Below are 21377 nucleotides of genomic sequence, written 5' to 3'. Positions count from 1 at the left end.
GAAAGAAAGGCGGGGCAATGATGAAGGTAAATAAAAAACAAGTTATTAAATTATTAGAGACAATCGGTCTGTTTATGGAACTAAAGGGCGCGAATCCATTTAAAATATCTGCATTTCGTAAGGCGGCGGCAGCGTTAGAAAGTGATGATCGCAGTCTTTCTGAAATTGAAGATTTCACGAAGATTCCGGGCATTGGAAAAGGAACAGCGGCAGTTATTCAAGAATATATAGAATCGGGAACATCTGAAGTATTACAAGAGCTTGAGAAAGAAGTGCCAAGTAGCTTATTACCGTTATTAAAATTGCCAGGACTTGGTGGTAAAAAGGTGGCTAAGTTATATAAAGAACTTGGTGTTGTTGATATGGAATCGCTAAAAGCGGTTTGTGAGGAAAATAAAGTACAAGCTTTAGCAGGTTTCGGTAAGAAGACAGAAGAGAAAATATTAGAAGCAATCGATCAAGTAGGATCTCGTCCAGAGCGTTTACCAATCGCAATGGTATTGCCTATTGCCGGGGAAATAGAGGAGAAATTGTCGAATATTGCTGAAGTAATTCGTTTCTCTCGCGCTGGTAGTTTGCGCCGAGTTCGTGAAACAGTGAAAGATTTAGACTTTATCATTGCAACGTCAGAACCAGCTACAGTACGTGAGCATTTACTGCAATTCGATAATATGATTGAAGTAATCGCAAGTGGAGATACGAAAGTTTCTGTTCGTCTTCAATATGAATATGATATTTCAATCGATTTCCGTTTAGTAAAACCTGAAGAATTTATTACAACTCTTCATCATTTCACAGGATCAAAAGACCATAACGTAAAAATGCGCCAAATCGCGAAAGATAGAGGCGAGAAAATTAGTGAGTACGGTGTAGAAAACTTAGAAACAGGTGAAGTGAGAACATTTGAAACAGAAGAGGAGTTCTTCTCTCATTTCGGTCTTCCATTCATTCCACCAGAAGTGCGTGAAGATGGAAAAGAAATTGAATTAATTAAAGAGTATCCGAACTTAATTCAATTCTCTGATATACAAGGTGATTTACATATGCATACAACGTGGAGTGACGGTGCCTTTTCGATTGAGGAAATGGTACAGGCATGTCGTGCTCGTGGTTATAAATTTATGGCAATTACCGACCATTCACAATACTTAAAAGTAGCGAATGGTTTAACGAAAGAGCGCCTTTGTGAACAAGCGAAAGAAATTGAACGTATGAACGAAAAGTATCCAGACATTACAATTTTACGCGGAATTGAAATGGACATTTTACCAGATGCAACACTTGATTTTGATGATGAAGTATTAGCAGAATTAGATTATGTCATTGGAGCGATTCACTCTAGCTTCTCACAAGACCGTGAAACGATTATGAAACGTCTTCGTGCTGCGCTGGAGAATAAGCATGTCACAATGATTGCCCATCCGACAGGACGCCTTCTTGGGCGTCGTGAGGGTTACGATGTAGATACAGATTTATTAATTGAACTCGCAAAAGAGACAAATACAGTTTTAGAATTAAATGCGAATCCAAATCGTCTAGATTTAAGCGCGAAATTATTAAAACAAGCACAAGATGCTGGTGTAAAAGTAGCGATTAATACGGATGCTCATACGCTTGAAATGTTAGAAGATATGGAAACAGGTGTAGCGGCAGCACGTAAAGGTTGGATTCAAAAAGATAACGTGATTAACACGTGGGATATCGAACGTTTATTAGACTATATTAAACGTAATAAGTAACACAAGGGGGACCTGCAACATGTTAGAAAGAACGTTGCGTGTATTAGAATACAATAAAGTAAAAGAACAATTACTTGAACATACAGCCTCTTCACTTGGCCGTGACAAAGTGAAGCATTTAGTGCCAAGCACTGATTTTGAAGAAATTGTAGAAATGCAAGATACAACGGATGAAGCAGCGAAAGTCATTCGTTTAAAAGGTAGTGCACCATTAGGTGGTATTACGGATATTCGCTCAAATGTGAAGCGTGCAAAGATTGGGAGTATGTTAAGTCCAAATGAACTACTTGATATTGCAAATACAATGTACGGTAGTCGTAATATGAAACGTTTCATCGAAGATATGGTTGATAATGGTGTGGAGCTTCCAATTTTAGAAACTCATGTCGCTCAAATTGTATCTTTATATGATTTAGAAAAGAAAATTACAAATTGTATCGGTGATGGCGGTGAAGTAGTCGATAGCGCAAGTGATAAACTGCGTGGTATTCGTACTCAAATTCGTACTGCGGAAAGTCGTATTCGTGAAAAGTTAGAAAACATGACGCGTTCTTCCAACGCGCAAAAGATGTTGTCTGACGCGATTGTAACGATTCGTAACGAACGTTACGTAATCCCAGTAAAACAAGAATACCGCGGTGTATATGGCGGTATTGTCCACGATCAATCAGCTTCTGGGCAAACGTTATTTATTGAACCACAAGTCATTGTAGAGTTAAATAACGCGCTTCAAGAAGCACGAGTGAAAGAAAAACAAGAAATCGAACGCATCTTATTGATGTTAACAGAAGAAGTGGCAGTAGAAGCGGATATCGTTTTATCTAACGTAGAAATAGTTGCGAATCTTGACTTCATCTTTGCGAAAGCTTTTTATGCGAAGCGAATTAAAGCAACGAAGCCAATTGTAAATAACGAGCGCTATATGGATTTAAGACAAGCACGTCATCCGCTTATTGATCCAGAAATTATCGTGCCAAATAACATTATGTTAGGTAAAGATTTCACGACAATTGTTATTACAGGACCGAATACAGGTGGTAAAACAGTTACGCTGAAAACAGTTGGTATTTGTGTATTAATGGCGCAATCTGGCCTTCACATTCCAGTAATGGATGAGTCAGAGATTTGTGTATTTAAAAATATCTTTGCCGATATCGGTGATGAGCAATCGATTGAACAAAGTTTAAGTACGTTCTCCTCACATATGGTGAACATTGTTGATATTTTAGAAAAAGCTGATTTTGAAAGCTTAGTTCTATTCGATGAATTAGGTGCTGGAACAGACCCGCAAGAAGGGGCTGCATTAGCAATTTCAATTTTAGATGAAGTATGTAATCGTGGTGCTCGCGTTGTTGCTACGACGCATTACCCAGAATTAAAAGCATACGGATATAACCGTGAGAAAGTTATTAATGCGAGCGTTGAGTTCGACGTGAATACATTAAGCCCAACGTATAAATTATTAATCGGTGTACCAGGACGTAGTAATGCCTTTGAAATTTCGAAGCGCCTTGGATTATCTGATCGCGTGATTGATCAAGCTCGTAACCACATTAGTACAGATACAAACAAAATTGAAAATATGATTGCGAAGTTAGAAGAAAGTCAAAAGAATGCAGAGCGTGACTGGAACGAAGCAGAAGCACTTCGCAAGCAATCTGAAAAACTGCATCGCGAATTACAGCGTCAAATTATTGAATTTAATGATGAGCGCGATGAAAAATTATTAAAAGCGCAAAAAGAAGGGGAAGAAAAAGTCGAAGCTGCAAAGAAAGAAGCAGAAGGCATTATTCGAGAACTTCGTCAATTGCGTAAAGCACAGCTTATAAACGTGAAAGACCATGAGCTTATTGAAGCGAAGAGCCGTCTAGAAGGTACGGCGCCAGAGCTTGTGAAGAAACAAAAAGTAAACGTGAAAAACACAGCGCCAAAACAACAATTACGCGCAGGTGATGAAGTAAAAGTGTTAACGTTTGGTCAAAAAGGTCAATTACTTGAAAAGGTAAGTGATACAGAGTGGAGCGTACAAATTGGTATTCTGAAGATGAAAGTGAAAGAATCCAATATGGAATACATTAATACACCGAAGCAAACTGAGAAAAAAGCGGTCGCAAGTGTGAAGGGTAGAGATTATCACGTTTCGTTAGAGCTTGATCTTCGCGGTGAACGTTATGAAGATGCAATGATGCGCGTTGAAAAATATTTAGATGATGCACAGCTTGCAAGCTATCCTCGCGTATCAATTATTCACGGTAAAGGAACAGGAGCGCTTCGACAAGGTGTACAAGATTACTTGAAGAAGCATCGCGGTGTGAAAAACTACCGCTACGGTGACATGGGCGAGGGAGGCCTAGGCGTAACAGTTGTCGAATTAAAATAGCAAACAACGAAACAAAGGGGAACCATTATATGTTTATGGACAAACTTGCAAAAGTATTGTTAGCTTGTTGCGGAATATTTTTGGTGATTGGGGTTATTTATTTAGTTGTTTTTGCGAAGTAAACGAGCGTCAATCGTGGCAGAGTGATATTGCCATAGATTGACGCTTTTAATATATAGGAAAAGGAATAAGCTATGAAAATCAACCAATACATAAGCGAAGCAAAATCTTGCTCAAGACGCGAAACAGACCGTCTCATTAAAGCAGGACGCGTGGCTATTAACGGCGAAATATGTACGCACGGTGCACTCGTGAGCGATGGTGATGTGGTAACGATTGATGGACAGGTTATTGCAAAAGAAGAGAAGGAAAAGGTGTATATTGCCTTTCATAAACCAGTTGGTATTACTTGTACAGCAGCCGAGCATATTGAAGATAATATTATCGATTATATCAATTACCCAGAGCGTATCTTTCCTGTTGGGCGATTAGATAAAGCGTCGGAAGGACTAATCTTATTAACGAATGACGGTGGGATTGCAAATCAAATTTTACACGGTGATCATGAGCACGAGAAAGAATACATCGTTACGGTTGATAAGCCGTTTACAGATTGGTTTATTGATGAGATGTCCAGCGGTGTAAAGATTAAAGATGGAATGACGAAGCCTTGTAAAGTGACAAGAATGGATCAATCTACATTTCGCATCGTTTTAACGCAAGGAATGAACAGACAAATTCGTAGAATGAGCCGTGCTTTCGGGTTTACTGTAACAAAGCTAAAGCGGGTTCGTATTCTGAATATAGAGCTAGACGATCTTGAAGTGGGAAAATGGCGGAGCGTTACATCTGAGGAATTAGACATTTTAATAAATCAGTTATAGGGAGGAAAAATTTTCTCCCTATATTTTTTTGTCAGAAAAAATAAAACTATTGATTTTTTAAAAAATAGCCCATATAATAAAAAACAACAAGTTTCGACAAGATATTTTATAAAAGTAATGATGAGGACATGAGTTGTTTTTGACGATTCTCAGAGAGGGAAGCCTAGGCTGTGAGCTTCCTAATACGGAAAGACAAACTTACCACCTCTAAACTTCAAGAGTGAACTGCATGATGCATTGTAATTCTTGGCGGATAAAACCGTTATCAATTTACACGAGCTATAAAATGAGCTTATTTTGTTATAAATTCATTTTATTAGAATAAGGGTGGAACCACGATTTCAACACTCGTCCCTTTGTTAGGGACGGGTGTTTTTTGCGTTCTTTTACGGGGAAGTATGCTTGAAAGAGGATATGTGACGGCCTTTAATTCAGAATATTTTGTCAATATAAAAATATGTAGGAGGTTAGTAGAAATGAAATCATCTTTAAAGTTTTCTGAGATGTTTGCAATAAGTTTAATGTTGTTTGCACTATTTTTCGGTGCAGGTAATATGATTTTCCCGCCGGCTTTAGGGCAAGGTGCTGGAACAGACGTATGGATCGCGTTATTTGGCTTTATCGTAACAGGTGTTGGATTACCTTTATTAGGGGTAATTGTTATAGCTCTAAAGGGAGATATTAATGAGCTAGCGGGACGTGTACACCCTGTATTCGCACTTGTTTTTATCACTGCAATTTATTTATGTTTAGGCGTATTCGTAAGTGTTCCACGTACAGGAACAGTTGCTTATGAAATGAGTGTTGCACCATTTTTACCAAGTGAGATAGCTGGTCAATCGTATCCACTTGTTATCTTTACATTCATTTTCTTTGCAGTAACTTTCTATTTAGCTTTAAACCCATCGAAATTAGTGGGCCGCATCGGTAAAGTATTAACTCCGATTTTGTTAGCTGTTATAGCAATTATCGTAGGTAAAGCAATTATTACACCAATTGGAGAATTTGGTGCACCGACAGAAGCGTATAATGCTCCGCTCTTTAAAGGTTTTATTGATGGATATTTAACTTTAGATGGACTTGCAGCACTTGTTTTCGGAAATGTTGTTATTAATGCCTTAAAAGCAAAAGGCGTTACAAATAAGAACAGCATTGCAAAAGTAACAATCTTTGCAGGATTTATTGCAGCGCTCGGTTTACTACTTGTTTATTTAGCACTTGCTTATCTGGGAGCTTCTAGTGTGTCTCTTGGAATGGGAGCAAACGGAGGGATTATTTTAACAAACGTTGTAAATCATTTATTTGGTAGTTACGGAACTTTATTATTAGGGATCGCAATTACAGCGGCATGTTTAACAACTTCTGTAGGTATTGTTGCAGCTTGTGGGGAATATTTTTCTTCCTTATTACCAAAGTTTTCTTATCAAAAGATTGTTTTCATCTTCTGTGTATTAGCATTTATGGTAGCAAACCTTGGGTTAACTCAGTTAAACGCATTAGCATTACCGATTTTAATTGCAATTTACCCAATTGGTATCGTACTGATTGTATTATCACTTGTTGAAAACTATATTCGTCTTCCATTAGCTATGTATGTAGGCGGTATTGTAGGTTCATTTGCAATTAGCTTCTTTGATGGATTGCATAATGCAAATCTTCAAGTAGCGGCCCTTGCTCCTATCTTAGATAAAATTCCACTATATAGTGTAGGGATTGGTTGGCTAGTTCCGGGTATCATTGGAATTGTAATTGGATATGTAGTTTCTTTATTTCAAAAGCAAGAAGTTGCTGTAGAAAAATAGTGAAAAGAGGCTTTCTATGAAAGAAAGTCTCTTTTTTTGTAGATAAAATTGCATATAGGGAAATTTAGATATTAAAAATTTTATACGTAATATAGTTGACAAAAAAATTAGCATTAGGCTAAGATTGACTTAGTTGTGGAAATATTTGAAGGAAAGTGAGGAGTGAAAGGTATAAGGTTTTCTATAACGATATCATTTTGTAGATAGAGGTGATAGAGTAGGAGAATGGTGGTTTTATTTTTTTTGACCTTCATTGAGAATGATAATCATCAAAAGAAATAGGGACTTATGTTAAAATGTAAATCGCTCTTTATAAGGAATAGGGAGGGATATTATTTTTAACACGTAGTGAGAATGATAATCAATAGTATCTACATTACATAAATAAATTACAATTAAATAATGATAGAGGATTATTATTTTTTTCTTATAAATTGAGAATAATTATCATTTTCAAAAAAGTATGGATGAAAGATAAACAAGGAGGAAGTAAGCCAAATGAGAAAGATTTCTGTATTACCCGCTTTTATTATAACGTTCGTATGTATGCTAGCTTTTCTTGTCATGCCATATGGGAAAGTTTCAGCACAACTAGCTGACGGTACTTATGATATTAACTATGTCATTCAAAAAGCGGAAAATGATTCAGCTTCAATGGCAAATGATTATTTTGAAAAACCAGCTAAGTTAGTTGTAAAAAATGGTGAGATGAGAGTACAAATTCCGATGAATCATAGTGCTTGGATTACAGAATTTAAAGCACCTGAAAACGGGAATTTTGTTGATGCAAAAGTTGTTAGTAAAGATGAATCAGCAGATAAAAGAACTGTAGAGTTTAAAATAGACGATTTATCTAAGCCAGCAGCTGCAAAAATTCATGTTGTTGTACCGAACGTAAATTATGACCATAACTACACAATTCGCTTTGCGTTTGATGCAAATGTAAAAGCGGTAGGTGGAGAAAATAAAGCAACTACTGTAACAAAGAATAATGATCAAACAAAAACAGATACACAAGTAAAAGAAGAAGTGAAGAAAGAAGAGAGTAAAGAAGCAAATATAGAGGCAAGCAAAGGAACAAATGAAAGCGGTAAAGCTGAAAAAACAGATAATCCAAAAACAGGCGATGAAGCACGCATCGGATTATTTGCAGCGTTAATTCTTATTTCAGGTGTTTTCTTAATTCGTAAAGTGAAGTTAAGTAAATAAATCTTTTGAAGGGCGATGAATATATGTTTAAACAATTAAAAATAATTATTGGTGTATTTGCTGTTTTATTTACGTTTATCGCAACACTAGGTTTACAAGATGCAGAGGCTGCTACAAAACTAGCTGATGGAAAATATAATATTGCTTTTACTGTATGGAAAGGCGATAAAGATGAATCATCTAGAATGAATAGTTATTTTGAAAGCCCAGCAACATTAACAGTAAAAAATGGAAAACAATATGTTTCATTTAAAGTGAAAGATAGTGCTTCTATTAAAAGTTTACAAGTAGAAAAAGATGGTCAATTTGTAGAAACAATCGTGTTAAGTGAAAACAAAAAAGATAATACTAGAGTTGTAGAATTTGAAGTTGCTGACTTGTCAAAAAAACTAAATGGCAAGGTGAAAATTAATATCCCAATTATTAATTATAATGCTTCATATGATATTCGTTTTGTATTTGATGGGAACAGTATTAAATAATTAAAAAATTTCCAAAAGGGAGAGTCGTTCCATTGAACAGGTATGTAAAAATTATTGTTGCTATGTTTTTAATGGCATTTACATTCGTATCAACATTACAACCGCTTGCAGTTCAAGCAGCAAGCCAACTAGCTGACGGTGAATATTCAATCGGTTTCAAAGTTCTTAAGGATACATCAGATGAAGAATCTATGATGAATCAATACTCTGTAAGTCCAGGAACTTTAAAAGTGAAGGATGGGAAGAAGAAGGTATCCTTTACGTTAGAACATAGTTCATGGATTACGAAGTTTGAAACAGAAAAAAATGGCCAGTTTGTTGCGACAAATGTAATTAGTGAAGATAAAGAAAAAGATACACGAGTAGTAGAATTTGAAGTGGACGATGTAGAGAAAGTATTAAATGCGAAAGTAAAAGTGGACATAGACTTTTTAAATTATCATCATGACTATGATGTGCGTATTGCATTTGATCAAAATAGTATTACACCGATTCATGTAGAAAAACCAAATGAAAAAGAGGATCCAGCAAATAAGCCAGATCCAAATGAAAAACCGGATCCAAGTCAGAAGCCCGACCAAAAGCCTGACCCAGATCAACAACCCAATTCTAACACAATTAACGATGGGAATTATAGTATTCCATTTAAAGTGTTAAAAGATCAAACAGATGAAGAATCTAAGATGAATACTTACATGGTAAATCCAGGAGTATTAAAAGTAGAAAACGGTAAGAAAAAGGCAATTGTAACACTAACAAGTAGCTCATTAATTAAAAATTTTCAAACGGAAAAAGATGGCGCATTTGTTGATGCAAAAGTAGTGAGTGAAGATAAAGAAAAAGATACAAGAGTAGTAGAGTTTGAAGTGGACGATTTATCAAAAAAACTAAATACAAAAGTATTTATTGAAGTGGCATCACAAGGTTACAAGCAAACACATAGTGTACAACTTCAATTTAATCAAGACAAACTTGAACAAATTAAAGACGAAGAGAAACAACCGGAAGTAGAAAAACCAAATGTTGAAACAATTAAAGATGGAGAGTACAGCATTCCATTTAAAGTGTTAAAAGATCAAACAGATGAAGAATCTAAGATGAATACTTACATGGTAAATCCAGGAGTATTAAAAGTAGAAAATGGTAAGAAAAAAGCAATTGTAACACTAACAAGTAGCTCATTAATTAAAAATTTCCAAACGGAAAAAGATGGCGTATTTGCTGATGCAAAAGTAGTGAGTGAAGATAAAGAAAAAGATACAAGAGTAGTAGAGTTTGAAGTGGATGATTTATCAAAAAAATTAAATACAAAAGTATTTATCGAAATGGCATCAAGAAACTATAAGCAAACACATGATGTGCAACTTTTATTTGAACAAGATAAACTTGAGCCAATCAAGAACGAAGAAAAGCAACCAGACGGTGATAAAAAGCCAGAAGTAGAAAAACCAGATGGAAACAAGAATCCAGATGCTGACACAATTAAAGACGGTGAATACAGCATCAATTTCAAAGCCTTAAAAGATCAAACAGAAGAAATTTCAATGATGAACACGTATACGAAGAGTCCGGGCGTATTAAAGGTGAAAGATGGTAAAAAATATGTATCATTTACATTAACGAATAGTGCATGGATTACAAAGTTTGAATTTGAGAAAAATGGTTCGTTCGTTGATGCGAGTGTATTAAGTGAAGATAAAAAAGCTGATACACGCGTAGTGGAAGTAGAAGTAGATGATTTATCTAAAAAGTTAAATGCAAAAGTAAAAGTAGATATCGATTCAATGAATTATCATCATTTCTACGACATTCAATTCGCATTTGATAAAGATAGCGTTAAACCGTTAGACAATCAAGGCGGAAACGATAATCAAGGTGGAAACGATAATCAAGGTGGAAACGACAACCAAGGCGGAAACGACAACCAAGGTGGAAACGACAACCAAGGTGGAAACAATAACCAAGGCGGAAATGACAACCAAGGCGGAAACGACAACCAAGGCGGAAACGATAACCAAGGCGGGAACAATAACCAAGGTGGGAACAATAACCAAGGTGGGAACAATAACCAAGGTGGAAACAACAACCAAGGTAATAACACAACCATTGATCCAAAAGCCCTTAAAGATGGTGAATACAGCATTGTCTTTAAAGTTCTAAAAGATAAAACAGAAGAAATCTCAATGATGAACACATATACAAAAAGTCCAGCTGTACTAAAAGTGAAAGATGGTAAGAAGTATGTATCGTTTACATTAACGAACAGTACATGGATTACAAAATTTGAGTTTGAAAAGAATGGTTCTTTTGTTAACGCAAAAGTGTTAAGTGAGAATAAAGAGCAAAATACAAAAGTAGTAGAGTTAGAAGTAGATGATTTATCTAAAAAATTAAACGCAAAAGTAAAAGTAGATATTGATGCGATGAATTATCACCATTTCTACGATGTTCAATTTGTATTTGATCAAGGTAGTATAAAAGTTTTAGGTAATCAAGGCGGAAACGACAACCAAGGTGGAAATGACAACCAAGGTGGAAATGACAACCAAGGCGGAAACGATAACCAAGGTGGAAACGACAACCAAGGCGGAAACGACAACCAAGGTGGAAACGATAACCAAGGCGGAAATAATCAACCAAAAGTAATAGTTGATCCGGAAAATTTAGTGGATGGTCAATATGATATTCCATTTAAAGTGTTAAAAGATAAAACAAATGAGCTTTCAAAGATGCATGACTATACTGTACACCCAGCAAAATTAATCGTTAAAGATGGTAAAAAGTACATTGAGATGACGTTGAAAAATAGTGCATGGATTACAAAATTCCAAACGGAAAATAACAGTCTTTTTGCTGATGCGAAAGTAGTAAGCGAAGATAAAAATGCAAATACGAGAGTAGTGCAATTTGAAGTAAGTGATTTATTTGCAAAATTAAATGCAAAAGTAAAAGTTGATATCAATGAAATGAACTACCATCATTTCTACGATGTCCAAATTCAATTTGATACAAATAATATTGGTGCGTTAGGCACGATTAAAGAGGATCCAAAAAAAGATCCGAAAAATGATCCGGACAATCCAGTGATTACACCGAAAGTAGATAATGTGAAAAAAGTAGATAATCCTGATTTTAACCGAAATGCAGATGATAAGAAGAAAAAAGAAGATCAAAAAAATGATTCAAAAAAAGAGAAAAACTCAAAAACGGCAGATACAGCACAACTAGGTTTATACATGGTGCTATTGCTTGGGTCACTTGCTTTACTAGTTCGTAAATATAGAGCAGGAAGATTGTAATTTTTGGAGTCTTGATGCATGTTCGTATGCATCAAGACTTGTTTCATATTGTTTGGAAAGGAGTGGTGATTGAGAGTGAAGAAAATTGCTAGTGTACTAATGGCTATCATTCTATTAGTGAGTATAGCTGGATGCTCGGCGCCCAAAAAAGAAGCAGCAAAACAGGTCAAGAGTGAGAGTAAAGAAAGAATTGTTGCAACGACAGTTGCTGTTACTGAAATTATGGATGCATTAGAAGTAGATTTAGTTGGTGTTCCAACAAGTACGAAAGATTTACCAAAGAGATATAAAGGTTTACCTGAAGTCGGGAATCCGATGAGTCCTGATATGGAAAAGGTAAAATCGTTAAAGTCGTCAGAAGTATTATCCGTGACAACACTTGAATATGAATTAAAGCCAGTTTTTGATGGTGTGGGCATGAAAGCAAACTTTTTAGATTTAACAAGCTTGAAAAATATGCAAAATTCCATTAGCGATTTAGGTAAGCAATATGGACGTGAAAAGCAGGCTGAAGCAGTTGTAACGAAGTTAGATAACAAGGTTGCAGAGATTAAAAAAGCAGTAAAGGGAAAGAAAGAACCGACAGTGCTTATTTTATTAGGTGTACCAGGGAGTTATTTAGTAGCAACAGAGCATTCTTATATTGGAGATTTAGTGAAACAACTAGGTGGTAAAAATATTGTGCAAGGTGAACAAGTAGAGTATTTAGCTTCTAATACAGAGTATTTAAAAAAAGCTGATCCAGATATTATTTTACGAGCAGCTCATGGTATGCCTGATGAAGTTGTGAAAATGTTTGATAAAGAATTTAAAACAAATGATATTTGGAAACATTTCGCTGCAGTTAAAAATAACCGTGTTTACGATTTAGAAGAGCGCTTATTTGGGACGACAGGTAATTTAGCAGCAATTGAAGCGTTAGATGAATTGAAAAAAATGATGTATCCGTGATGCATTTTAATATAAAGGAAGAGTGGAATGAATAAAAAAACTTGGAGTTTCCTCATTGTTACTGCATTGCTTATTGTTATGACATCATTGTCAGCGATGAAAGGGAGTTTAGAAATAGGTATTGTTGAGCTTGTGCAAGGGATATTTACAGGGGGGAATGAAGATGTTGAAGTGATTAAAGATTTACGTTTCCCACGTATTATTATTGCACTATTTACTGGAGCAGCTCTGGCCGTTTCAGGTGTGCTTTTTCAAGCTGTTATGAAAAATCCACTTGCTGATGCTGGGGTAATCGGGATATCTTCTGGAGCAAGTTTTATGACACTTGTTATTATTACGTTATTCCCGCAATTCTTTTTCTGGACACCAGTATTCGCCTTTTTAGGTGGTGCGTTTGCATGTTATCTCGTTTATGCATTTTCATGGAAGTCAGGGTTAAGTCCGCTTCGCATTATTTTAGTTGGTATAGCTATTAATGCAATGTTCACTGGATTAAATGAATCGTTCATTACGATTTGCGGATACTTCATTAAGAGTATTAAGCAAACGACGACTTCTAACATAACGATGAAGACGTGGGGCGATGTAGAAATAATGGTTACATATGGAACAATTGGTCTTATTCTTGCTCTGTTTGTAGGAGCTTGGTGTAACTTATTATCGCTACAAGATAAGACTGCGAAAAACTTAGGTTTGCACGTGACGAGAGTTCGTCTTATTATTTCTGCTATTGCAGTACTTTTAGCAGCAGTATCAACAGCAATTGCAGGTGTAATTGCTTTCGTAGGATTACTCGTTCCGCACATTTCAAGACAACTAGTCGGTTCGGATCATAAAGTATTAATTCCATTTTCTGCTCTTGCAGGAGCGTTATTAATTTTGACGGCGGATACGATTGGAAGGTTAATTGTGCCACCTAACGAAATTCCAGCAGCGACGATTATGGCAGTGATTGGTGGACCATTCTTAATATTCTTGCTTAGAAAGAGTGATAAAGTTCATGGAAATTAAAAATGTAACCTTTTCGTATGATAATGTAACGGATCGATTAAAGTCGGTTAGTAGTGAAATAGAAATTGGTAAAATTACAACAATTATTGGTCCAAACGGTTGCGGGAAATCGACATTACTTGGTGTGATGTCAAGAAATCACGACCCTCGTAGCGGAGAGATAATACTCGATGGGAAGGCGATTAGTCAATATAAACCGAAAGAGTTTGCTAGAAAGTTAGCCGTTGTCCATCAACAAAATGAAGCACCGGCAGACATGACGGTAGAGAAATTAACAAGTTATGGTCGTATGCCTCATAAAAATATTTTTTCCTCGCAAACTGATGAAGATAGAGAAGCAATCGAAAGGGCTTTAGCATGTACGAATTTGCTAAGTAAACGTGATAAAGAGATTCACGCCTTATCTGGTGGAGAAAGACAACGTGTTTGGATTGCCATGACGTTAGCTCAGAAAACACCAATGCTCTTTTTAGATGAACCGACAACATATTTAGATATTTATTATCAACTTGAAATATTAGAGCTAGTAAAAGAGTTAAATGAAGTACATGGATTGACGATCGTTATGGTATTACATGATATCAATCAGGCGATTCGCTATAGTGATCATATCATCGTTATGAAAGACGGCGAAATTGTTACGAAAGGTAAGCCGAATGATGTTGTGACAGAAAGTATGATAAAGACGATATACGGTGTAGATGTCGTTGTAAAGCAAGATGAAGATACAGGGTTGTATATGGTCCCAATGGGTATTTAAATATGCGAACAATCCGTTTTGAGGTGATAATTTGAGTAGTAAAAAAGAACGGAAGAAGAATTCTTTTTTTCAACGAATACTTACAGTTGTTTTTTTAGGTACCTTTTTCTATTCAGTATATGAATTAGGTGATATTTTCATGGATTACTATGAAAATCGTAAAGTAATGGCCGAAGCACAAAACATTTATGAAAAGAGTCCGATGGAAGAGCAATCACAAGACGGGGAAGTACGTAAACAGTTCAAAGCTCTGCAGCAAATTAACCAAGAAATAGTTGGATGGATTACGATGGACGATACACAAATTAATTATCCAATCGTTCAGGCGAAAGACAATGATTACTATTTATTTCGTAATTATAAAGGTGAAGATATGAGAGCAGGCAGCATTTTTATGGACTATCGTAATGATGTGAAATCTCAAAATCGAAATACTATTTTATATGGTCACCGTATGAAAGATGGTTCTATGTTTGGAAGTTTAAAGAAAATGTTAGATGAAGAGTTCTTTATGTCGCATCGTAAATTATATTACGATACATTATTTGAAGGATATGATCTTGAAGTATTCTCGGTGTATACAACAACAACTGATTTTTATTACATTGAAACGGATTTTAGCAATGATACGGAATACACATCATTTTTGGAGAAAATTCAAGAAAAGTCGCTGTACAAAACGGATACAAAATTGACAGCAAATGATCAAATCGTAACACTTTCGACGTGTGACTATGCACTTGATCCGGAAGCAGGAAGGTTAGTCGTGCATGCGAAACTAGTAAAGAGACAGTAAAAAAAGTATAGAATATGAGAAGTGGTAACGCTTCTCATATTCTATACTTAAAAAAAGAAATATGTTTACTGTGCTGCAGCCATTGGCATACGTACAACTTCAACATTGTAGTAAGTGATTTTATTATCAAGAATATATTCTGGCATCCCGCCTTGATGTGAGTGAGCATCTTTAAATGCTGAGCTCTTCGTCCAACCTTGGAAATCTTCTTTTGCATTCCAGCGTGTGCTAATTGTTACTTCATCATGATCAACTGTATTTTGCGTTAAAAGAACTTCTAATCCTAAAAAGCCTGGCATCGTTTCGACTTGACCTACTTTATTAAAACGCTCAATTAATTTATGCCCATTTCCCTTTGTAATTTTAGCTGTATTTGTAACAATAATCATGTTTTATTCCTCCTATAAATGTAGCCTTTATTTTCGAGAACTCATATACATTAAATGATAATGAAAATCATTATCATTGTCAATGGTAAATGTGAAATAAATAAGTTCTTTTATTATTTTGGCCAGTAAGATTTCCATTTCAAAATGTAGTAAATATGTGGCGGTTAAGTGAGAGAATGAGCGAGTTGTACTAGAAAAGCAATAATATGGTATAGTGAAACGAGGCTGTTTTTTCAGGCTCGTTTTTTAAATGCTTCCTATAGAGAAAGCATGCAAATGGAAAGGAAGTTATTATATGCGATCAGAAGTAACTGTAAAAATAAAACCGAAATTTATAAAAGAAATTAAAAGTGGATATCCGCTTATTTTAAAAGATGCGATTCAAAATTTAAATGATGTTCAGGAAGAAGGAACAATCATTAAAGTAGTAGATGAGAAGAACAATTTTGTCGGAAAAGGTTATTATGGAAAACAAAATAAAGGATACGGCTGGATTTTAACGAGAAAAGAGAGTGAACAAATTAATCAATCTTTCTTTGAAAGTAAAATAAAATCTGCCTTACATAAACGAAAGCAATTTTACAAATCAAGTGATACGACAGCATTCCGTGCCCTAAATGGTGAAGGTGATGGTCTTGGAGGCTTAATTATCGATTATTATGACGGCTATTATGTAGTCAGTTGGTATAGTGAAGGGATTTATACTTTCAGAGATGAGATTATAGCAGCTCTTCAAAAAGTAGCAAACTTTAAAGGGATTTATGAGAAAAAGCGTTTTGATACGAAAGGGAAATACATTGAAGGCGATGATTTCGTAGCAGGAGTACGCGGTGAGTTCCCGCTTATCGTAAAAGAGAACGGTGTGAACTTTGCTGTTTATTTAAATGACGGAGCGATGGTTGGTGTATTTTTAGATCAGCGTAACGTTCGAAAACAAATTCGTGATAAATATGCAAAGGGGAGAACAGTATTAAATATGTTCTCTTATACGGGTGCTTTCTCTGTATTTGCAGCGCTTGGCGGAGCGAGTAAAACGACGAGTGTCGACCTTGCAAATCGTAGTTTAAGTAAAACGATTGAGCAATTTAGTGTAAATGAAGTTGATTATGAAGCGCAAGATATTATTGTAGAAGATGTATTTCTTTACTTCAAATATGCAGCTAAGAAAAAGATGAAATTTGATATGGTTGTACTTGATCCGCCAAGCTTTGCACGCTCAAAAAAATATACATTTAGTGCAGCGAAAGATTATAAAAACTTACTAAAAGAAACAATTGCGATTACAGAAAATAATGGGATTATCGTTGCTTCTACAAATTGTAGTGCATTCGATATGAAAAAGTTTAAAGGCTTTATCGATACAGCATTTAAAGAAATGAATGGCAAATACAAAATATTAGAAGAACATTCTTTACCAGAAGATTTTCGTACCATTGATCAATTTAAAGAAGGAGACTATTTAAAAGTAGTTTTCATTGAGAAAATTAAAGGTTAATAAAGAAAAAGGAGCTCGAGTTTACTTGAGCTCCTTTTCTTATTGAACGATATTTTGTACTCTACCGACTTGCCCATCCTGCAATCGCACTTTAATGCCATGCGGATGAGAAGGGGAGTTAGTTAAAATATCTTTTACAATTCCACGTGTTAATTTACCGGTGCGTTGATCTTGTTTTAAGACAATGTCAACTTCAAGACCGGGTGCGATATTAGTACGTTTTTGTCCGTTCATTTATACACCTGTACGTCTACGTTGGTTGTTTGTTTTCTTCGTTTGTTGGTTTTGTAATTTTTTCGTTTCTTGGCTTTGATTTGTATTATTTGAACCATTTCCATTTCCTTGCTTTTTCTTTGCAAGTTGTTCACGCATTAAATCAGCTAAGCTTACTTTTTTGTTTTCTGACATGATAAGTCTCCTTTATATAAAGTTAATTATGAACAATAGTAGTGAATTTTATCATATCATTGTTAGGGAAGGAAGGGAAGTTGGTTTGAAAATTCATATAATTCTTTCCAGTATTCATTCGTTACGATACAATTGAAATGTTAATGTTTGTGAAAAAGGGGATAGACATATGTCACATCATATTTTATTAGTTGAAGATGATATCTCAATTCAAGAGATGGTGGAAAAGTATTTAATAAAGGAAGGTTTTCAAGTTACAATCGCGTCTGACGGAGAAGAAGGGGTGCAAGCATTTTTTAAATCATCCTTTGATTTAGTTATTCTCGACATTATGATGCCAAAGCTAGATGGCTTAGAGGTCGTGCGAATTATTCGAGAAAAAAGTGCTGTTCCGATTTTAATGATGTCGGCAAAAGATACAGATGTTGATAAAGCTGTTGGATTAGGACTTGGAGCAGATGATTACATTTGTAAGCCATTTTCTATGATTGAATTGGCTGCACGTGTAAAAGCGGGTATTCGGAGGTCTACGAAATATTCGGCTACAGAAACAACAGAAAAGATGATTCAAATTGGTGATTTAACAATTAATCCAATTAATTTTACGGTTGAAAAAAACGGGAAGCCCCTCAAACTTACTTTAAAAGAATTTGAGATTTTAAAGCTATTCGTAAAGAATCAAAATCGTGTATTTACGAAAGCGCAAATATATACGTTAGTTTGGAACGAAGAGTATTACGGTGATGATAACGTTATTAATGTTCATATGAGAAGGTTGCGCGAGAAAATTGAAAGTGATCCATCTAATCCAGAATATATTAAAACGTTATGGGGCATCGGCTATAAGTTGGAAGTGATGTAATATGGTCAATTTGTTAATAGGTATTATTTTTATATTGTTATGTGTCATTTACATACAATATAAAATGAGAAAAAATAGTAGTAAAAATTTGCGATACACATATGAAAAGTTAGAAAGTATTGTAAATGTACAAACAGGCGAGAAGTTACTCGTTATGACAGATGATCGAGAATTGCAAAAATTATTAGTGGCAATTAATCAATTATTAGATGCAAAACAGAAAACAAATGCAGATCATGCGAAAGTAGAAATTTCGATGAGAAAAATGCTTTCAAATATTTCACATGACTTGAAAACACCGCTAACAGTTATTCTTGGATATACAGAAATGTTAAATAAGGATAAAACAATGAATAAAGAAGAACAACAAATATTACTTGAAAAGGTGCATGTGAAAACACTAGAAGTAATGGAACTAATTCATAAGTTTTTTGACTTAGCAAAATTAGAATCTGGTGACAAAGCAATCAAGATGACAAAAGTGAATATGAATGAAGTTTGTCGTGAGAAGATTTTATCTTTTTATGATTTAGTGACGTCGAAAGGTTTTCATGTTCATATTGATATACCAGAAAGAAATATATATGCACTTGGAAATGTAGAAGTATTAGGTAGAGTATTGAATAATTTAATATCAAATGCAATTACATATGGAGACGATGGAAAGATACTGGGTATGACGTTAAGAGATGATGAAACGAATGTGTATATAGACGTATGGGATAAAGGAAAAGGGATTGATGAATCTCATATTGATAAAGTGTTTGAGCGTATGTACACACTTGAAGATTCGAGAAATAGATTGTACCAAGGAAGCGGTTTAGGGTTAACGATTACGAAAAGACTGGTGGAAGCGATGGATGGAAAAATTCATCTTTCTAGTAAGCCGTATGAAAAAACAATTTTTACAGTTGCATTAAAAAAGATGCAGTTTTAGCTTGTAGAGAAGTAGATTCTACAAGCTTTTTTTTCAGCGTAAGGAATTTGTAAGAAACGGGTAAGAAAAAAGAGATTTCCGTTGTCTATTATAAAAATATAAAGTAGTGCGAAAGGGGAAAGTGACATGACCTATATATTAAAAACGAATCAGTTAACGAAAGTGTTTAAAGGGAAAGAAGTTATTTCTAGCGTTAACATGCATGTGAAAAAAGGAGAGATATACGGTTTCTTAGGACCGAATGGTGCTGGTAAAACAACGATTATGAAAATGATTACAAATTTAATAAAACCGACGAGCGGTGAGATTGAAATTTTAGGTGAGAAGTTAACAGACACATCTTATGAAGTATTAAAAAGAATGGGGACAATTATTGAATACCCAATCTTTTATGATAAATTAACGGCGAAAGAAAATTTAGAATTACATTGTGAATATATGGGCTATTACGATAAAAACGCAATTGACCATGCATTACATTTAGTGAAACTGCAAGGGATAGATAATAAAAAAGTAAAAGATTTTTCATTGGGAATGAAGCAACGACTTGGTATTGCAAGGGCAATCGTGACAAAGCCAGAATTGCTCATTTTAGACGAACCCATAAACGGTTTAGATCCAATTGGTATTAAAGAGTTACGAGACTTATTTAAAATGCTCTGCAAAGAATATGGCATTACATTATTAGTTTCTAGTCATATTTTAGGTGAGATGGAATTAATGGCGGATACAATTGGTGTAATTCAAAATGGAAAACTAATAAAAGAAGTTTCAATGAAGAGTATTAACGGAAAACAAACAGAGTACATTGAAATTACTGTTCCTGATGTGAAGCGTGCAGCTTATATTTTAGAAGATAAACTTGGTATAAAAAATTATAAAATAATGAGCGGAAATATGATTCGTGTGTATGATACGGCAGTGTCTCAGCAAGCCATTTCAAAAGCACTTATTATGAATGATGTAGAAATTGAAAGTATTAATAAAAAACATAGTTCCTTAGAAGAATATTTCTTAAATGTAATGGATGGAGAGGGCATTCATGCTTAATGGATTGTTAGTGAATCTAGTAAGTGGATTGGTCGTAATGTTCATAAGTGGGATTTTATATTATAGAAAACCAGAGCGGAAATGGTTGTTAATTCTACTAGTGATAGGAATGTTAAGTGTAGTTACTGCTGGAATTAGAATGTTAGTAGTGTAGAGACAGTTATATAAAGAATGGAGGCGTGGTTTGAATGTTTAGATTAATGAAGCTCGAGTGGAAGAAACATCAATTATCTAGTTATTTTAAAGGAGTAGCGATTGGTATTATAGCAATTTTTGCTGCGGTAAGTCTTATGGCATGGGCATCTAAAGTAGAGGATGAGTTGATGTTCTCTAGCTATATGGAATACATGTCTTTAGCAAATATTTTTATTAGAATTACATTTGTTATTTTTGCATCGGTTATTTTATCACGTTTAGTGATTGATGAATACAAGAACAAAACAATACAGCTACTATTTATGTACCCACTGCAAAGGAAAATGCTAATGAGAGCGAAATTAGCAATTGTTTTTAGTTTTTGCTTTGTGAGCACGATAATCGCAACATTTATTATTAGTTTGCTCATATTCTGTATGAATCCAATAATAGGAATACTTGAAACGCCTGTTATGATGGGGGAAATAATAGCTACCGTTCCAACTACTATTATAAGTGCATTTATGATATCTGGTATAAGTTTAATTCCTTTATTTTTTGGAATGAGAAAGAAATCGACACCGACAACGATTACTTCAGCAGTAATAATTGGTATGCTGATTAATGGTAACGTTGGTCCTGGAAATGGTCAAGTAAGTATGTTTGATTTTATAGCTATCCCAATCGTGCTCTGTTTATTAGGAATTTTCATTAGTTATCTATCGTATCGAAAAATCGACAAGATTGATGTGGCGTGAAGCAAGCATAAAACAAAAACGAACTGGGGT

Annotated in this window: 20 protein-coding genes and 1 other annotated feature; of the genes, 17 read left to right on the top strand and 3 right to left on the bottom strand. The window is 34.9% G+C overall.

The features are described from left to right. Nucleotides 1-20: 20 nt before the first annotated feature. The 11 genes from polX to srtB all read left to right on the top strand — a co-directional run bounded on the left by polX (nt 21) and on the right by srtB (nt 15313). Entirely contained in the window at nt 21-1739 is a 1719-nt protein-coding gene (gene polX / locus DN389_RS18115; RefSeq protein ID WP_000867527.1) for a DNA polymerase/3'-5' exonuclease PolX, read from the top strand. 19 nt (nt 1740-1758) lie between these two features. Beyond that, nucleotides 1759-4119, top strand: coding sequence for an endonuclease MutS2 (locus DN389_RS18110; RefSeq protein ID WP_088091795.1), 2361 nt, complete (start codon nt 1759-1761; stop codon nt 4117-4119). Nucleotides 4120-4313: 194 nt separating this feature from the next. Further along, on the top strand, nt 4314-5003 hold the full coding sequence (locus DN389_RS18105; RefSeq protein WP_000700742.1) for a 23S rRNA pseudouridine(2604) synthase RluF: 690 nt from the start codon (nt 4314-4316) through the stop codon (nt 5001-5003). Nucleotides 5004-5111: 108 nt separating this feature from the next. Next, nucleotides 5112-5362 (top strand) — a binding site (T-box leader). Nucleotides 5363-5479: 117 nt separating this feature from the next. Next, nucleotides 5480-6805: a branched-chain amino acid transport system II carrier protein BrnQ6 gene (gene brnQ6, locus DN389_RS18100; protein WP_149237434.1), complete on the top strand. Its 1326-nt coding sequence runs from the start codon at nt 5480-5482 to the stop codon at nt 6803-6805. A gap of 498 nt (nt 6806-7303) precedes the next feature. Continuing rightward, a complete protein-coding gene (gene isdC, locus DN389_RS18095; RefSeq protein ID WP_149237433.1) occupies nt 7304-8014 on the top strand; it encodes a heme uptake protein IsdC in 711 nt (236 codons plus the stop codon). 23 nt (nt 8015-8037) lie between these two features. Then, nucleotides 8038-8496 (top strand): NEAT domain-containing protein, encoded by a 459-nt coding sequence (locus tag DN389_RS18090; RefSeq protein ID WP_149237432.1) that lies wholly within the window; start codon nt 8038-8040, stop codon nt 8494-8496. 32 nt (nt 8497-8528) lie between these two features. After that, the gene (locus DN389_RS18085; protein WP_149237431.1) at nt 8529-11795 is read left to right on the top strand and encodes an NEAT domain-containing protein; all 3267 of its coding nucleotides are present in this window, start codon (nt 8529-8531) and stop codon (nt 11793-11795) included. 69 nt (nt 11796-11864) lie between these two features. Beyond that, a complete protein-coding gene (gene isdE / locus DN389_RS18080; RefSeq protein WP_149237430.1) occupies nt 11865-12746 on the top strand; it encodes a heme ABC transporter substrate-binding protein IsdE in 882 nt (293 codons plus the stop codon). Between the two features lie 27 nt (nt 12747-12773). Next, complete coding sequence (locus tag DN389_RS18075) at nt 12774-13757, top strand: FecCD family ABC transporter permease (protein ID WP_001036828.1); 984 nt, start codon at nt 12774-12776, stop codon at nt 13755-13757. Further along, entirely contained in the window at nt 13747-14517 is a 771-nt protein-coding gene (locus DN389_RS18070) for an ABC transporter ATP-binding protein (RefSeq protein ID WP_000403736.1), read from the top strand. The genes DN389_RS18075 and DN389_RS18070 overlap by 11 nt, the downstream gene beginning before the upstream one ends. Before the next feature lie 31 nt (nt 14518-14548). Next, a complete protein-coding gene (gene srtB, locus DN389_RS18065) occupies nt 14549-15313 on the top strand; it encodes a class B sortase (RefSeq protein ID WP_064469304.1) in 765 nt (254 codons plus the stop codon). A 65-nt stretch (nt 15314-15378) separates the two neighbouring features. On the opposite strand, the gene isdG is transcribed toward srtB, so the two are convergent. Next, entirely contained in the window at nt 15379-15702 is a 324-nt protein-coding gene (gene isdG, locus DN389_RS18060; protein WP_000587823.1) for a heme oxygenase, read from the bottom strand. Nucleotides 15703-15997: 295 nt separating this feature from the next. Between isdG and DN389_RS18055 the strand changes: the two genes are divergently transcribed. Then, nucleotides 15998-17197: a class I SAM-dependent rRNA methyltransferase gene (locus tag DN389_RS18055; protein ID WP_048565759.1), complete on the top strand. Its 1200-nt coding sequence runs from the start codon at nt 15998-16000 to the stop codon at nt 17195-17197. Between the two features lie 39 nt (nt 17198-17236). Here the strand turns inward: DN389_RS18055 and DN389_RS18050 are convergent, their stop codons facing one another. Beyond that, the gene (locus DN389_RS18050) at nt 17237-17431 is read right to left on the bottom strand and encodes a YwbE family protein (protein WP_001014319.1); all 195 of its coding nucleotides are present in this window, start codon (nt 17429-17431) and stop codon (nt 17237-17239) included. Further along, nucleotides 17432-17605 carry a hypothetical protein gene (locus DN389_RS28475; protein WP_001293585.1) on the bottom strand — a complete coding sequence of 58 codons (174 nt, stop codon included), beginning with the start codon at nt 17603-17605 and terminating at the stop codon, nt 17432-17434. 169 nt (nt 17606-17774) lie between these two features. Between DN389_RS28475 and DN389_RS18045 the strand changes: the two genes are divergently transcribed. The 5 genes from DN389_RS18045 (at nt 17775) to DN389_RS18030 (ending at nt 21347) form a co-directional block, all read left to right on the top strand. After that, the gene (locus DN389_RS18045) at nt 17775-18467 is read left to right on the top strand and encodes a response regulator transcription factor (RefSeq protein ID WP_064056518.1); all 693 of its coding nucleotides are present in this window, start codon (nt 17775-17777) and stop codon (nt 18465-18467) included. Between the two features lies 1 nt (nt 18468). After that, entirely contained in the window at nt 18469-19404 is a 936-nt protein-coding gene (locus tag DN389_RS18040) for a HAMP domain-containing histidine kinase (RefSeq protein WP_060486515.1), read from the top strand. 126 nt (nt 19405-19530) lie between these two features. After that, the gene (locus tag DN389_RS18035) at nt 19531-20454 is read left to right on the top strand and encodes an ABC transporter ATP-binding protein (RefSeq protein ID WP_000221100.1); all 924 of its coding nucleotides are present in this window, start codon (nt 19531-19533) and stop codon (nt 20452-20454) included. Then, complete coding sequence (locus DN389_RS28470; protein ID WP_000931777.1) at nt 20447-20608, top strand: hypothetical protein; 162 nt, start codon at nt 20447-20449, stop codon at nt 20606-20608. The genes DN389_RS18035 and DN389_RS28470 overlap by 8 nt, the downstream gene beginning before the upstream one ends. Nucleotides 20609-20642: 34 nt before the next feature. Continuing rightward, nucleotides 20643-21347: an ABC transporter permease gene (locus DN389_RS18030; RefSeq protein WP_098802734.1), complete on the top strand. Its 705-nt coding sequence runs from the start codon at nt 20643-20645 to the stop codon at nt 21345-21347. The last annotated feature ends 30 nt before the right edge of the window (nt 21348-21377 follow it).

The organism is Bacillus sp. AY3-1, assembly GCF_008368785.1.
GTDB lineage: Bacteria > Bacillota > Bacilli > Bacillales > Bacillaceae_G > Bacillus_A > Bacillus_A wiedmannii.
The sequence above is the reverse complement of the archived record's forward strand: the minus strand, read 5'-3'. Positions and strand labels throughout refer to the sequence as shown.

Coding starts and splice junctions, on each gene's coding strand:
- polX (WP_000867527.1), top strand. CDS start 21: ATGAAGGTAAATAAAAAACAAGTTATTAAATTATTAGAGACAATCGGT.
- DN389_RS18110 (WP_088091795.1), top strand. CDS start 1,759: ATGTTAGAAAGAACGTTGCGTGTATTAGAATACAATAAAGTAAAAGAA.
- DN389_RS18105 (WP_000700742.1), top strand. CDS start 4,314: ATGAAAATCAACCAATACATAAGCGAAGCAAAATCTTGCTCAAGACGC.
- brnQ6 (WP_149237434.1), top strand. CDS start 5,480: ATGAAATCATCTTTAAAGTTTTCTGAGATGTTTGCAATAAGTTTAATG.
- isdC (WP_149237433.1), top strand. CDS start 7,304: ATGAGAAAGATTTCTGTATTACCCGCTTTTATTATAACGTTCGTATGT.
- DN389_RS18090 (WP_149237432.1), top strand. CDS start 8,038: ATGTTTAAACAATTAAAAATAATTATTGGTGTATTTGCTGTTTTATTT.
- DN389_RS18075 (WP_001036828.1), top strand. CDS start 12,774: ATGAATAAAAAAACTTGGAGTTTCCTCATTGTTACTGCATTGCTTATT.
- DN389_RS18070 (WP_000403736.1), top strand. CDS start 13,747: ATGGAAATTAAAAATGTAACCTTTTCGTATGATAATGTAACGGATCGA.
- isdG (WP_000587823.1), bottom strand. CDS start 15,702: ATGATTATTGTTACAAATACAGCTAAAATTACAAAGGGAAATGGGCAT.
- DN389_RS18055 (WP_048565759.1), top strand. CDS start 15,998: ATGCGATCAGAAGTAACTGTAAAAATAAAACCGAAATTTATAAAAGAA.
- DN389_RS18050 (WP_001014319.1), bottom strand. CDS start 17,431: ATGAACGGACAAAAACGTACTAATATCGCACCCGGTCTTGAAGTTGAC.
- DN389_RS28475 (WP_001293585.1), bottom strand. CDS start 17,605: ATGTCAGAAAACAAAAAAGTAAGCTTAGCTGATTTAATGCGTGAACAA.
- DN389_RS18045 (WP_064056518.1), top strand. CDS start 17,775: ATGTCACATCATATTTTATTAGTTGAAGATGATATCTCAATTCAAGAG.
- DN389_RS18040 (WP_060486515.1), top strand. CDS start 18,469: ATGGTCAATTTGTTAATAGGTATTATTTTTATATTGTTATGTGTCATT.
- DN389_RS18035 (WP_000221100.1), top strand. CDS start 19,531: ATGACCTATATATTAAAAACGAATCAGTTAACGAAAGTGTTTAAAGGG.
- DN389_RS28470 (WP_000931777.1), top strand. CDS start 20,447: ATGCTTAATGGATTGTTAGTGAATCTAGTAAGTGGATTGGTCGTAATG.
- DN389_RS18030 (WP_098802734.1), top strand. CDS start 20,643: ATGTTTAGATTAATGAAGCTCGAGTGGAAGAAACATCAATTATCTAGT.